Below are 13,987 nucleotides of genomic sequence, written 5' to 3'. Positions count from 1 at the left end.
ATATGGAATTCAACTGGATGTATATGAATAGTGTGAATTATTTGTGAATATGAGTTGTAATAAAAGAGTAAATGGATTCCCATTTACTCCCGTTCTTGAATTACAGTCCTTGCTCCAGCAGCTGGCTGACCGTCACGAAGCGGTATCCTTTGGAGCGCAGGTCGGCGATCAAGTCCTGCAGGGCGGCCAACGTCTGCTTTTGGTTGCGGCCGCCGTCGTGGAACAGCACGATATCGCCAAGGGCGACGTTGTTCTTTACGCTGTCGGCGATCACGGCAGCCGTGCGCCGCAGCGACCAATCACGGGGGTCTACCGACCAGAGGATCAGGTCGTAGCCGGTCAATTGAACAGCGCTGCGGACGTCGTGCGTCAAAACTCCGCCCGCCGGACGGTAATACTGGCAGAGGACGCCGGTCGTTTTCAGGATGGATTTTTCCGCCCGCTTGATGTCGTCGTAAATCTCCTGTTCCGTCGCCCGGTTCAGATCGTGATGATAGTAGCCGTGGTTGCCGATCTCGTGACCGGCCGCCCTGATTCTTTTGGCGATCTTGGGGTATTTGTCCACTTCGGAGCCGAGGACGAAGAAAGTGGCGGGCACGCCGTTTTTTTGCAGCATTTTTAAAATGAGCGGCGTGTAATAGGGATCGGGTCCGTCATCGAAAGTCAGCGCGACGACTTTCTTTTTCGTGTCAATCCGGTGGATGGGATTGCCGATCCCGCTGTCGGCGAATCCAACGGCGGCATGCAGGCAGACTGAAGCGATCAAAGAGGCACAGATCAAGAGACGCTTCAAGGTGTGTCACTCCTTTCCGCGAAATGTCCCTTTTAGCTTCACCGCCGTCCTGGATTTCATGCTTCTGCTGCTGCTTGCTCATGGGGCAATTTCTGACAAACGAATCGGACGGTTATGGTACAATGGATGTAGTGAAAGCGAAGGGAGAGAGTAGCGTGGAGATCAACGGATTGCTGCACGGTTTGGTTCACGATTATCACGGGAAGGACAACCCGGTTGAATACTATCTTAAAATAGAAGAAACAAAACTTCCGCTGAATGAGCTGTTGGGAGAAGAGCTGACGCTTACATATTTGGGTGAGAAGAATTGTATCGCATGCGGGCGCAAAACGAACAAGACATTTAACAGCGGGTACTGCTACCCCTGCTTCACCAAACTGCCGGAAAACGATCTGTGTATCGTCAAGCCGCACGAATGCCACTTTGACCAAGGCACCTGCCGCGACGCCAGCTTCGGCGAAGCGCACTGCATGATCCCACACTACGTCTACCTGGCGATGTCCAGCGACGTCAAGGTAGGGTTGACCCGGAAGCACAACGAGTTGAAGCGCTGGGTAGACCAGGGGGCGATTCGCGCCATTCCCATCGCCGAGCTGCCGACCAGGCGGATGGCCGGGGAGCTGGAGTTCCACCTCAGCCAGTACCTCCCGGACAAGACCAATTGGCGAAAAATGCTTAAGGGAGAGGTAACCGAGGTAGACCTGCTGGCGATTCGTGACGAAGTGTACAGCTACTTCCCCGAAGAGTTTAAGCCGTTCCGTCTGCGGGAAGACGAATGGGTCGACATTACCTATCCGATTTTGGACAGCCTGGAGAAAATTACCTCCCTATCGCTGGACAAGCAGGAGACGGTAGGGGGCAAGTTAATCGGGATGAAAGCCCAGTATCTGATCCTGGATACCGGGGTGTTTCACACTCGCAAACACGCCGGATATCAGATTCGCGTATCTGCGTAAGAATTGGCAACGGGAGGCAGGGAGACAAACCATGACGATCAAAGCGTATCTGTACGATAAATGCGGCACGTGCCGGAAGGCCAAACAGTGGCTGCGAAACGCCGGTGTGGACTTTACGGAAATCCCCATCGTGGAGCAGCCGCCAAGCAAGGATGAACTGCGCCGGATGTGGCAGAACAGCGGCCTGGACTTGAAGAAGTTTTTCAATACCAGCGGCCAGCTGTACCGGGAGCTGAACGTGAAGGAACGCCTGCCGCAGATGAGCGAAGAAGAGATGCTGGAGCTCTTGGCCTCTCACGGAAAGCTGTTGAAACGGCCGCTGATCACGGACGGTCAGCGCGTTACCGTCGGATTTAAAGAGCCGGAGATGGAAATTTGGCGTCAGCACTAGGCAGATTTTATGAATAAAACAAAAGCCTTGCGGGTATGATGATAGAGGTGACGAGAAGAACCTGCTTCTGCCAGGGGCCTCGATAGAAGGTTTTTTTATTGAAAATGATTCCTACTTTATATTGACTATAAATAGGCTTGTTTGTTATGATATCTCTGTACTTAAGTTTAGAGGAGGTCATTTACATGGCACAACGTTTGGTTGGTTTGCCCGCACCTGACTTTACAATGGAAACCGCTCTTGGCAACGGTAAGGACTTCGGAAAAGTATCCCTGTCCGACTACCGCGGAAAATGGTTGGTCTTGTTCTTCTATCCGGCCGACTTTACTTTCGTTTGCCCGACGGAGATCATTGCACTGAGCGATTCTTATGAAGACTTCAAGGATCTGGATGCGGACGTTTTAGCTGTTTCCACCGACTCGATCCACTCCCACCGCGCTTGGATCAACACTCCTCGCGACCAAAACGGTCTTGGCGGATTAAACTATCCAATCGCTGCCGACTTCTTGAAAACAGTCGCTCGCGACTACGGCGTGCTGGATGAAGAAAAAGGGGTTGCATTCCGCGGCCTGTTCATCATCGATCCGGAAGGCATTCTCCGCTATCAGGTAGTAACTGACCTGAACATCGGACGCTCCGTTGATGAGACCCTGCGCGTGCTGCAAGCACTGCAATCGGGCGGTCTCTGCGCTGCCAACTGGCGCCCAGGCGACAAACATCTGGAAGCGAAGTAAGAAACGGACAGACGTACAAAAAAGGGATCTAACCAAGTGCTGTTAGGTCCTTTTTTCTCATTTATTCTTTTACATAATTAGAAGGGAGATGTGTTTCATGCGCTTACGCGAAGAGTTGCCTGATTTTCCCGGGATTACGGAATGGGTAAACGGCCAGGTGTCAAAAGCGGATTTGGCAGGAAAACCCCTGCTCGTCCACTTCTGGTCTGTCAGCTGCCATATGTGCAAGGAATCCCTGCCGCAAATCAACGAGTGGCGGGAAAAATACGCGGAGCACAACCTGCAGGTCGTAGGGATTCACATGCCGCGTTCCGAGGCGGACACCGACATCAACAAGATTAAAGAGACCATCGAACAGTACGAACTGATCCATCCGATCGCCATCGACAACCAGATGACAACGACGGATGCCTTCCAAAACGAGTACGTGCCGGCGTATTACCTGTTTGACGAGTCCCTTCAGCTTCGCCACTTCCAGGCCGGCGAGAAAGGGTTGAATCTGGTGAAAAAACGCTTGCACCGAATTTTGGGGATTCAAGAGGAATCCTAGATCGTTTATCCAATATACTATGGGATATGACTGATGGATGAATAGGAGGATTGCGAAGATGGAATTTCCAAAAGAGCTGCGTTACAGTGAAGAGCACGAATGGGTGCGTGTCGAAGGAAATAAAGTGTACATCGGCATCACCTCGTTCGCACAATCCGAACTGGGGGATATCGTGTTTGTGGAGCTGCCGGAAGTTGGAGCGACGATCAAGCAGGACGAACCGTTTGGCAGTGTTGAATCGGTAAAGACGGTATCCGAGCTGTACGCTCCTGTCAGTGGAAAAGTGTTGGAGGTAAATGCGGCATTGGAGTCGGAGCCGGAACTGGTAAACAGTTCACCGTATGAGAAGGCGTGGATGATCGTTGTCGAGTTGTCGGATCCGAGCGAGTTGGACAAATTGATGGATGCGGACAAATACGCAGCGATGGTGAAAGAGTAAGCTATCCTTTGAGGTCGGACATTCGTCCGATCTTTTCCTTTGGTCGATAGGAATTTATAAATTTTGCCCTATCGACATAAGTGCAACTAAGGCTCCGCCCAAAAGCTCGGCGGAGCCAAGTTTTCTAAGATATTTGCGTTGGAACTAGTCCAAAAATACTAGTCAAGGCGGTTGATTTCCGATAGAATGGCAGTAATCGGCTGCCTGTTTCAATTGGATAAAATGGTATGTTTTTAACCTGGCAGAAAGGGGCGTGGTAGGATACAATCAATAAAAAACGCAATGAGGTAAAGACTCATAGCGGCTGGGAGGGAGAGTCAATGAGTTTTTGTTGTGGCGCAGGCATGCTTGGTTCTTTTGGTACCGTTCGCCATTACAAGACTTTGGTTCACAATGTGCCAGTCATGTACTGCCCTGTTTGCAATCGTTTGGAAGTTCTCCCCGCTATTGAAGGAGAATTTGAGATCCTGGTAGAATACGCTCAAGGTGATAACGCTCCGGAAGTCGATTTCCGCGATTTCGTGAGCATTGACAATATGCCCCATTTATTCGATAATTGCACAATGACTGATGAAGGTAACTACGCAGAAGTCTTGAAACAACAGATTGATATCGCCCTTGACTTGATGGGTGTGGCGAAGGACCTGGACGACAGCGATTGGCGGGATCAGCTGAAAGCGCGCCTGACCAAACTGAGCCAGCGTTTGCGCCAGTACAACAAGCGCAAGGAAATCTCACAGCGGAGCGCCTAATCGCTCACAAGCTTTTGTCAGCCATCCAGAATGAATCGTCGAAGAATTGCTTGCCATTGGGAGGATTATGCGAATGCTTCATTTGCAACGCGTTCATCACATCGCGCTGAATTGCCGCGATGTAATGAAGGTAGCGGTTTTTTTTAAGGAGATCCTGGAGGTGCCAATTGATCTCAGCCAGGTATCGGAAACAGATCCGCTTTACTTTCAAGTCGGTCAGGAAACCCGGATTGGCCTGCATCCATACAGCAGCGAGGGACAAAACGGTATCGGGCAAGTTGACCACATCGCTTTTTCTGTTGCCAGCCGGGCAGAGCTGGATTACTTGGTTGATAAGTTGGAAGCAGAAAACATCTGCTATCGCGGACCGATTGAGCGTCCGCAAAGCTACAATCTCTACTTTGAAACCCCCGATGGGCATCATCTGGAGGTCAGATTGGATAAAGACGAAAACGATGACACCTGAACGCGATCAAGACTACAGAACGCTTCCGCTCTGCGATAACGGAGGCGTTTTTCGTCTTCTCCTTCTTTCATACCCCTAAAATAAATGCCTGAAACCACTTTCGGTATAAAATTGTTATTTTTCTTATTTGAAGGAAAGTGTCGATACTTTCTTACCGGCACTGACAGTGAGCGACACAACTTCCCTCTGCTCGTCAAAGGATTCGACCCGCCTGTCTGCGAATGGGAAGGAAGTAGTCCGAGGAGGTGGCCAGATGGTCGGTTCGCTTCTTTCCTTGCTGGAGGCGTTTCGCGAACGGTTGGAGCAAAAAGCGTTTCTTTCCGCGTTGACACATGGCTGGGAGCGGCGGGTTCAGGTAATGGCCTTGGACAGCGGGACCAGCTACTTTCTTACGTTTTGCCAAGGCAGGGTGGATGTGACGCAGGGTGCTGCCGATATGGCTGCCGATCTGCTGGTAAGCGGGGCGGAGCGGGATTTGCGCTGTCTATTCGCAGGAGATCGGCTTGCCTATCTCTACGCGCGCGAGGCAGTGGCCCTGCGGGGGACAGTGCGCGATCAGTTGAAATGGGACGCGCTGCTTCGCCTGACTGCAAAGAGCGTGTAGGGCGGTCCATCGTTTTATCAGGGGATGGCAGCAGGGCAGAACGATTTTCGGTATGTCCAGAGGAAGCAGGAGGGCACAAACGGGCAGGGTGTGCGGCAATGCCGTCATTCTGCCCGTTATTTTACGCTTTGTCTCGGTGATCGGTGCGGGTTATTTTCTGCTTTCAAGGCAACAATATGCATGAAAACCGGGTCTTCAAATATTTTTCACATCTTCGGCCAAAATTATGTGGCTTAATTCGTTTAATGTGATATACTAATTACATCAATCGATCAAATAGACAATCACATTGTGTGAATCCGGGGAAGGGGATCGTACAATATGGAAGCGAAGACAGCCAAACGACTAACTGACGTACTCGAAAAAGCTCATGTACAATACAACATGCCAGTAGCCAAATTGGTGGAGACCGCAATCGCGCGGGGGGAAGGTGTGCTGACTGATAAAGGAGCGTTTAATGCGCTCACAGGAAAGTTTACTGGCCGATCCCCGAAAGATAAATTTATTGTAGACGAATCGTCAGTTCGTGACAAGATCAACTGGGGGCCGGTCAATCAGCCGATCACCAGTGAAAAATTTGAACGCCTGCACGCAGATGTCATGGACTATTTGGAACAGAAAGAGCTGTTCGTCTTTGACGGCTACGCCGGCGCGGACGAGAAGTACCGCCTGCCGATCCGCGTGATCAATGAATACGCTTGGCACAACCTGTTTGCCCGCCAACTGTTCATTCATCCGACGGAAGGGGAATTGGCTGGCCATCAGCCGGAGTTTACCGTGGTTTCGGCTCCTGGATTTAAAGCGGATCCCGCCGTCCATGGAACCAACTCGGAGACGTTTATTATCATCAGTTTCGAGCGGAAAATGGTTTTGATCGGCGGTACGGAGTACGCCGGCGAAATGAAGAAGTCGATTTTCAGCATCATGAACTACCTGCTGCCGGAGCAAAATGTGCTGTCGATGCACTGCTCGGCAAACGTCGGCAAAGACGGAGATGTCGCCCTGTTCTTCGGCCTTTCGGGAACCGGGAAGACAACGCTGTCGGCTGACCCTGAGCGCTTTCTGATCGGTGACGACGAGCACGGTTGGTCCGATCGCGGCGTGTTCAACATCGAAGGGGGATGCTATGCCAAGTGCATTCGCCTGTCGGAAGAGGGAGAGCCGCAGATTTGGAAGGCGATTCAGTTTGGCGCGGTGTTGGAAAACGTCGACGTCGACCCGCAAACCCGCCGGGCAGACTACGACAGTGATCGCTACACGGAAAACACGAGGGCAGCTTACCCGCTGGATGCCATCCCAGGTGCGGTCATTCCCAGTGTAGGCGGACATCCGGAGACGATCATCTTCCTGACGGCCGACTCCTTCGGGGTGATCCCGCCAATTTCCAAGCTGACCCGCGACCAAGCGATGTACCACTTCCTGTCCGGGTATACCAGCAAGATGGCGGGAACGGAACGCGGCGTCACCACCCCGCAAACGGAGTTTTCCACCTGCTTCGGTGCGCCGTTCTTGCCGCTTCGTCCGCTGGTCTACGCCGAAATGCTCGGCAAAAAGATCGACGAGAGGGGAGCACGCGTCTACCTGGTCAACACAGGCTGGACCGGCGGCCCGGTCGGCGTCGGCAAACGGATGAACCTTGCGTACACCCGCGCAATGGTAACGGCTGCCCTGAATGGTGAGCTGGAAAAGGCCGAATTTGTCACCGATCCGGTGTTTGGCGTTCAAGTGCCCACCACTTGCCCGGGAGTCCCGGCTGAGGTTCTCCAGCCGCGTGACACGTGGGCAGACAAGGAAGCTTATGACAGGCAGGCCAAGGAATTGGTGAGCCGATTCGCCGAAAACTTTGCGAAAAAATTCCCGGATGCCACCGAAATCGTAAAGGCTGGCCCCAAACTGTAAATCTTCTGTCACATGGCAAAAACCTTCGCTTGGCCTTGCTTGCCGGCGAAGGTTTTTTACGTGCGAGCCGTTCCCTTGCACAACCGGCAGATTCTGATACACTAAATGGGTATGGATCAACAAGTGTGAACATGTAGATTTCATGTAGGAAAGGAGAGGCTGCCGATGGTTACCTCCGTTCAACAACCTGTCTCTACACTTTCGCTCAAGGAATGGGCAGTTGCCGTCAAGGCATTGGGAGAAGGGAAGCAGATCATCACGGTTCGCAAGGGCGGGCTGTACGAAGAGACGCGGGAATTCAAGCTGGAGCATGATACTTTCTACCTGTATCCCACCTATGAGCACCAAAAGCCGGAGATGGTCAAACCGGCCTATCACGCCGATCTCGAGTCCACCCTGGAAGGCTGGAGCCCGGATAAACCGACTGTGGAGATCCGCTACTTTGCCCACATCACGGACGATGTGGAGATCATGGACGAAGCGAAGCTGCGCGCGCTGGATCCCTATCATATCTGGACCGAGGATTTCGCCGATGTCCGCCTTCACTGGAAGAAAAAGAAGCCGCTGCACATCTTGTTCGCCCGTGTCTACAAGCTGGAGCAGCCGTTTGAAATTCAGATTGAAGACCAGTATAAAGGCTGCAAATCCTGGCATCACCTGCTGCCGGCAGTGCCGCAAACCGGCTTTGCGCCCGTCTTGTCGGATGCCGACTACGCAGCGAAGCGCGATGAGATCATGGCGATTTTAAAATAAGGGAAAGGGTCCTGTACAGGGCCTTCTTTCGTCTTTCCCCGGCATCAATGCCTATACCGTTTCCCCTTTTCAAGCATACTTAGTAAATATATAAATGTAAAAAATACAGATATAGGAGAAGCGTTGATTTAAAATAATTCTTATTATACAATTGTGATTGAGAATGGATTGAGAATCATGCCCTTATGGTGATACTAGTTCATGGTAAGCGCAGGATTCGCACTACTATATATTGGAGGAATGCTGGATGTCTGGTGTACCACATCTCGAAATAAAAGATTTGCGGGCAAGAATTGAGGAGAAGGAGATTTTGAAAGGCTTGTCCTTGGAAATCAAGGGCGGAGAAGTACACGCCATCATGGGACCGAACGGAACCGGTAAATCTACCCTCGCCTCAACCCTGATGGGTCATCCCAAGTACGAAGTAACCGGCGGTTCGGTAACGCTTAACGGCCAGGACGTGCTGGAAATGGCGGTAGACGAGCGCGCTCGTGCCGGCTTGTTCCTGGCGATGCAGTACCCCTCGGAGATCAGCGGAGTGACAAATGCCGACTTCCTGCGTTCGGCGATCAATGCGCGCCGCGGCGAGGGCAATGAAATCTCCTTGATGAAATTCATCCGGGAAATGGATAAGAAGATGGCGACCTTGGAAATGGACGAATCCTTCCAGCATCGCTACCTGAACGAAGGCTTCTCCGGCGGGGAGAAGAAGCGGAACGAAATCCTGCAAATGATGATGCTGCAGCCGAGCATCTGCATTCTCGACGAGGTTGACTCCGGGCTGGACATCGATGCGCTGAAGATCGTCGCGAAGGGCGTCAACGAAATGCGCTCCGCCGAACGCGGATTCCTGATTATCACGCACTACCAGCGCCTGCTCAACTACATCAAGCCCGATTTCGTCCACGTGATGATGCAAGGGCGGATCGTCAAGTCCGGCGGTCCGGAACTGGCAGAGCGCCTGGAGGCAGAAGGATACGACTGGATAAAAGAAGAGCTCGGAATCGAAGACGAAACCGTCAATGCTGGCGTGTAGGCGAGGGGGTTAGCAGATTATGGGTGTAGATACACAACTCCGCTTTAGTCGAGAAGCGATCACGGATTTCTCGAAAGCCAATCAGGAGCCAGACTGGTTTCTGGAAAAGCGCCTGTCTGCCCTGAATGCCGCCGAGGGCCTGGCATTGCCGGCACTGGAGAAAACGAAGATCGACAAGTGGAATTACGACCAATACGTTCCGTTCCAAACGGCGGGAAGAGTACAATCGCTCGCTGAATTGGACGAGGCGGTCAAGGAACAGGTAGACGAGGCGAACGCAAAAAACCTGCTCGTGCAAAAGAACGCCTCGTCCGTTTACGCTGCGGTGTCTCCTGAACTGAAAGCACAAGGCGTGATCTTTACCGATCTGGCGACCGCGCTGCGGGAACACGGCGAACTGGTTCAGAAACACTTGTTTCAGGCCATTTCCGCCGATGAACACAAGCTGGCGGCACTGCACACCGCACTCGTAAACGGCGGGGTATTCCTTTACGTGCCCAAAAATGTTGAGGTAACGGAACCGCTGCAAGCCGTGTTTGAAGTGGCAGGCGAGGGAGCGCTGATTGCTCCGCACGTGCTGATCGTAGCGGAGGACAACAGCAGGGTAGCATATGTGGATACGTTTGTTTCCTCCACAGGCAAAGGCATGGTGGCAAACAGTGCAGTAGAAGTATATGTCGGGGCCGGCGCCCACGTGCAAGTCGCCTCCGTGCGCACGCTGTCCGAGGAAGTGCACGACTACGCCTTCCGCCGCGCCGTGGTCGATCGCGACGGGAAAATGGAATGGATCCTCGGCGAGATGAACGACGGCAACACAGTGGCCAACAACACGACCATCCTCAAAGGAAAAGGCTCAGTCGGGGATACCAAGTCGATCACAGTCGGAACGGGCCAGCAGCGTCAGAATTTGACCTCGCAAGTCCAGCACATCGGCACTTACTCCGAGTCGATGATGCTCAGCAAAGCGGTTATGACCGATGAAGCAGTGGCGATTTTGAACGGGATTACCAAAATTGAGCATGGCGCGACCAAGGCGAACGGTGAACAAGCGGAAAACATCCTCATGCTGAGCGAAAAAGCGCGAGGAGACGCCAACCCGATCCTGTTGATCGACGAAGACGACGTGAAGGCAGGCCACGCCGCTTCTGTCGGACGGGTTAGCGAAGAGAGCTTGTATTACCTGATGTCCCGCGGCATTCCCCGCAAACAGGCGGAAAAACTGATCATCCTCGGCTTCCTGGATCCGGTTGTAGCGGAAATTCCGTTAGAAGAAGTGAAGGGTCGGCTTCGCCAAGCATTGGAAAGGAAGTTGGAGCGATGAACGCAAAGGAGATCCGCTCGTATTTTCCCATACTTGACCAGCAGGTGAACAACCACCCGCTGGTCTATCTCGATAGTGCGGCCACGTCGCAAAAACCGATACAAGTCATCGAAGCTTTGGAGAAATACTATAAGGGGTACAACTCCAACGTCCATCGCGGCGTTCACACGCTGGGAAACCTGGCGACGGAAGCTTATGAAGGGGCACGGGAAAAGGTGCGCGCCTTCATCAACGCCAGAGAAACGGCCGAAATCATCTATACCCGGGGAACGACCACCGGGCTTAACATGGTAGCCAATGGATTTGCCCGGGCCTTCTTAAAAGAAGGGGATGAGATCGTCACGACAGTCGTAGAGCATCACAGCAATTTTATTCCGTGGCAGCAAGCGGCCAAGGCGACCGGGGCGACGTTTAAGTTTATCCCGCTGGCAGACGACGGCACTGTCACCGTGGAAGCGGTCCGGCAGACGATCACGCCGAATACGAAGCTGGTCGCCATCCACCACGTCTCCAATGTGCTGGGAGATATCGCACCGATCAAAGAAATCGCCGAGATTGCGCACCAGAACGGGGCGATTCTCGTGGTGGACGGCGCTCAGAGCACCCCGCACATGAAGGTGGACGTGCAGGATCTGGATTGCGACTTCTACGTATTCTCCGGACACAAGATGTGCGGGCCGACCGGGATTGGCGTTCTGTACGGCAAGCGCAAATGGCTGGAGATGATGGAGCCGGTCGAGTTTGGCGGGGAAATGATCGATTTTGTCGACTTGTACGATTCGACGTGGAAAGAACTTCCCTGGAAGTTTGAGGGAGGCACTCCCATCATTGCAGGAGCGATCGGGTTGGGAGCTGCCATAGACTTTTTGAGCGAGATCGGACTCGATGAGATTGCCCGGCATGAGAAAAAGGTAATCGGCTACGCGATGGAGCGGCTGCAGCAAATAGAGGACCTCACCATATTTGGCCCGCTAAAGGAGCGCAGCAGCGTCATTACGTTTAACCTGGGGAATGTCCATCCGCACGATGTGGCAACCGTGCTGGACAGCGAAGGGATTGCTGTCAGGGCCGGACACCACTGTGCCCAGCCGCTGATGAAATACTATCAGGTCACGGCGACGGCACGTGCCAGTTTCTATCTGTACAATACGGAAGAGGATGCTGATGCACTGGTCGCCGGGCTCATAAAAGCGAAGGAGTTTTTTGGAAATGTCCTCTCTTGATGATCTCTATCGCCGTGTCATAATGGACCATTACCAAAAGCCGCGCAATCGTGGTAAACTAGAAGAATGGGAAGGACTCGTGATCAATCTGAACAACCCGACATGCGGCGACAGCATCTCTCTTTCGCTCAAGGTGGAAGACGGCCGTGTGGCTGATGCAAAATTTGTCGGCGAGGGCTGTTCGATCAGCATGTCTTCTGCGTCGATGATGACGGAAGCCGTCAAGGGCAAGACCGTAGAAGAGGCGCTGGAGCTGTCTCACCTGTTTTCCGAACTGATGCAAGGAAAAGAGATCGATGAATCCATCGATCTTGGTGACATAGAAGCGCTTAGAGGTGTGGCCAAATTTCCGGCCCGGATCAAATGCGCCACGCTCGCCTGGAAGGCGCTCGAGCAGGGCATTAAGACCGGCCAATCGTAATGCCGCCATTCAACGAAAAGGAGTGAAAGAACATGGCTAAAAAAGCCCCTGAATTACAGGATTACCAGTACGGCTTTCACGATCCGGACGTCTCCGTGTTCCGGACGAAAAAGGGCTTGACTCGCGAGATTGTGGAAGAAATCTCCCGCATCAAAAACGAGCCGCAGTGGATGTTGGACTTCCGCCTGAAGGCGTTGGAGATTTTCCAAAAGATGCCGATGCCGAAGTGGGGCGCTGATCTGGACGGACTCAACTTCGACGAGATTACCTACTACGTTAAGCCGTCGGAGAAGACGGGCCGCAGTTGGGATGAAGTGCCCGACGAAATCAAGGCCACGTTCGACAAGCTGGGCATTCCGGAAGCGGAGCAGAAGTTCCTCGCCGGCGTATCGGCCCAGTACGAATCAGAGGTCGTGTACCACAACATGCAGGAGGACCTGGAAAAACTGGGCGTGCTGTTCTGCGACATGGATACGGCCGTTCGCGAGTATCCGGAGATCGTGAAGGAGTATTTCGCAACGGTGATTCCGCCTGCTGACAACAAGTTTGCCGCCTTGAACTCGGCAGTCTGGTCCGGCGGTTCCTTCATTTACGTGCCAAAAGGCGTAAAAGTGGAAACGCCGCTGCAAGCCTACTTCCGGATCAATTCCGAGAACATGGGGCAGTTTGAGCGCACGCTGATCATCGCCGACGAAGACAGCTTCGTCCACTACGTCGAAGGCTGCACGGCGCCGATCTACAGCACCGACTCGCTGCACTCCGCTGTCGTGGAAATCATCGTCAAGGAACGGGCCCGCTGCCGTTACACGACGATCCAAAACTGGTCCAGCAACGTTTATAACCTGGTCACCAAGCGCGCTGTTGCCTATGCCGACGCCAACATGGAATGGATCGACGGCAACATCGGCTCCAAAGTAACGATGAAGTACCCTGCCGTTATCATGAAAGGGCCTCGCGCCAAAGGGACGGTACTGTCGATTGCCGTCGCCGGCAAAGGGCAGCACCAGGATGCCGGGGCCAAAATGATCCACCTGGCGCCGGATTGCACCTCGACGATCGTCTCCAAGTCGATGTCCCGCCAAGGCGGCAAGGTAACCTACCGCGGCCTGTCCCAATTCGGCCGGAAAGCGGAAGGCTCCAAGTCCAACATCAAGTGCGATACCTTGATTCTGGATAACCAGTCCACATCCGACACGATCCCGTACAACGAGATCATGAACGACAACATCACCCTCGAACACGAAGCGACCGTCTCCAAGGTGTCGGAAGACCAGCTCTTCTACCTGATGAGCCGCGGCCTGACGGAAGAGGAAGCGACGCAAATGATCGTCATGGGCTTCATCGAGCCGTTTACCAAAGAACTGCCGATGGAGTACGCGGTCGAGATGAACCGTTTGATCAAGTTCGAGATGGAAGGCAGCATCGGTTAACCTTTGTGTATCAAGGGTTTCCGGCTCTCGAAACCGGTCTAGCCCATCATTTGCCTATCATAACGTACAGATACGTGTCCGCTGTGACTTTCACGCTTGCGTGCCCAAGTCGCTCGGACACGTATTTTTTATTTGCGCCAGCATTGAGTTCCTCCATATTTTTCTTTGACTTTAGTGTTTTCTCTCCACTCCTATGTTGGGTAAGATGGTGATAGGAGG

The 13,987-nt window shown here is 52.9% G+C and carries 16 protein-coding genes; 15 read left to right on the top strand and 1 reads right to left on the bottom strand.

Annotated features, from left to right (window positions below):
• Positions 1-100: 100 nt before the first annotated feature.
• Positions 101-766, bottom strand: coding sequence for a polysaccharide deacetylase family protein (locus tag ACI7RC_RS16730; RefSeq protein WP_408109391.1), 666 nt, complete (start codon positions 764-766; stop codon positions 101-103).
• Between the two features lie 182 nt (positions 767-948).
• Between ACI7RC_RS16730 and ACI7RC_RS16725 the strand changes: the two genes are divergently transcribed.
• From ACI7RC_RS16725 to sufB, 15 genes are all read left to right on the top strand, one after another.
• A complete protein-coding gene (locus ACI7RC_RS16725; protein ID WP_408109360.1) occupies positions 949-1,749 on the top strand; it encodes a DUF2797 domain-containing protein in 801 nt (266 codons plus the stop codon).
• 31 nt (positions 1,750-1,780) lie between these two features.
• Positions 1,781-2,140, top strand: a complete 360-nt coding sequence (locus tag ACI7RC_RS16720) for an arsenate reductase family protein (protein ID WP_019121380.1) — start codon at positions 1,781-1,783, stop codon at positions 2,138-2,140.
• A gap of 185 nt (positions 2,141-2,325) precedes the next feature.
• On the top strand, positions 2,326-2,874 hold the full coding sequence (locus tag ACI7RC_RS16715; protein WP_019121381.1) for a peroxiredoxin: 549 nt from the start codon (positions 2,326-2,328) through the stop codon (positions 2,872-2,874).
• Between the two features lie 97 nt (positions 2,875-2,971).
• Positions 2,972-3,424, top strand: coding sequence for a redoxin domain-containing protein (locus tag ACI7RC_RS16710; RefSeq protein ID WP_019121382.1), 453 nt, complete (start codon positions 2,972-2,974; stop codon positions 3,422-3,424).
• Between the two features lie 58 nt (positions 3,425-3,482).
• Entirely contained in the window at positions 3,483-3,863 is a 381-nt protein-coding gene (gene gcvH, locus ACI7RC_RS16705; protein WP_019121383.1) for a glycine cleavage system protein GcvH, read from the top strand.
• A gap of 320 nt (positions 3,864-4,183) precedes the next feature.
• Positions 4,184-4,615: a hypothetical protein gene (locus ACI7RC_RS16700; RefSeq protein WP_019121384.1), complete on the top strand. Its 432-nt coding sequence runs from the start codon at positions 4,184-4,186 to the stop codon at positions 4,613-4,615.
• Between the two features lie 73 nt (positions 4,616-4,688).
• Entirely contained in the window at positions 4,689-5,081 is a 393-nt protein-coding gene (locus ACI7RC_RS16695) for a VOC family protein (RefSeq protein WP_019121385.1), read from the top strand.
• A gap of 253 nt (positions 5,082-5,334) precedes the next feature.
• Positions 5,335-5,685, top strand: coding sequence for an SCP-2 sterol transfer family protein (locus ACI7RC_RS16690; protein ID WP_408109359.1), 351 nt, complete (start codon positions 5,335-5,337; stop codon positions 5,683-5,685).
• A 321-nt stretch (positions 5,686-6,006) separates the two neighbouring features.
• A complete protein-coding gene (pckA, locus tag ACI7RC_RS16685) occupies positions 6,007-7,584 on the top strand; it encodes a phosphoenolpyruvate carboxykinase (ATP) (RefSeq protein WP_408109358.1) in 1,578 nt (525 codons plus the stop codon).
• A 165-nt stretch (positions 7,585-7,749) separates the two neighbouring features.
• Entirely contained in the window at positions 7,750-8,337 is a 588-nt protein-coding gene (locus tag ACI7RC_RS16680) for a DUF1802 family protein (RefSeq protein ID WP_408109357.1), read from the top strand.
• Positions 8,338-8,584: 247 nt separating this feature from the next.
• Positions 8,585-9,373, top strand: coding sequence for a Fe-S cluster assembly ATPase SufC (gene sufC, locus ACI7RC_RS16675; protein WP_019121388.1), 789 nt, complete (start codon positions 8,585-8,587; stop codon positions 9,371-9,373).
• Positions 9,374-9,392: 19 nt separating this feature from the next.
• Positions 9,393-10,694, top strand: coding sequence for a Fe-S cluster assembly protein SufD (gene sufD / locus ACI7RC_RS16670; RefSeq protein WP_019121389.1), 1,302 nt, complete (start codon positions 9,393-9,395; stop codon positions 10,692-10,694).
• Positions 10,691-11,917 carry a cysteine desulfurase gene (locus ACI7RC_RS16665; protein ID WP_019121390.1) on the top strand — a complete coding sequence of 409 codons (1,227 nt, stop codon included), beginning with the start codon at positions 10,691-10,693 and terminating at the stop codon, positions 11,915-11,917. Before sufD ends, ACI7RC_RS16665 begins: the two co-directional genes overlap by 4 nt.
• Complete coding sequence (gene sufU, locus ACI7RC_RS16660) at positions 11,904-12,338, top strand: Fe-S cluster assembly sulfur transfer protein SufU (RefSeq protein WP_019121391.1); 435 nt, start codon at positions 11,904-11,906, stop codon at positions 12,336-12,338. Before ACI7RC_RS16665 ends, sufU begins: the two co-directional genes overlap by 14 nt.
• 32 nt (positions 12,339-12,370) lie before the next feature.
• Complete coding sequence (gene sufB, locus ACI7RC_RS16655; protein ID WP_019121392.1) at positions 12,371-13,768, top strand: Fe-S cluster assembly protein SufB; 1,398 nt, start codon at positions 12,371-12,373, stop codon at positions 13,766-13,768.
• The last annotated feature ends 219 nt before the right edge of the window (positions 13,769-13,987 follow it).

The sequence above is a fragment of the Brevibacillus sp. B_LB10_24 genome (genome assembly GCF_046036945.1).
In the GTDB taxonomy this organism is placed as follows: domain Bacteria; phylum Bacillota; class Bacilli; order Brevibacillales; family Brevibacillaceae; genus Brevibacillus_C.
This window is presented reverse-complemented; position numbering and strand designations above follow the sequence as displayed.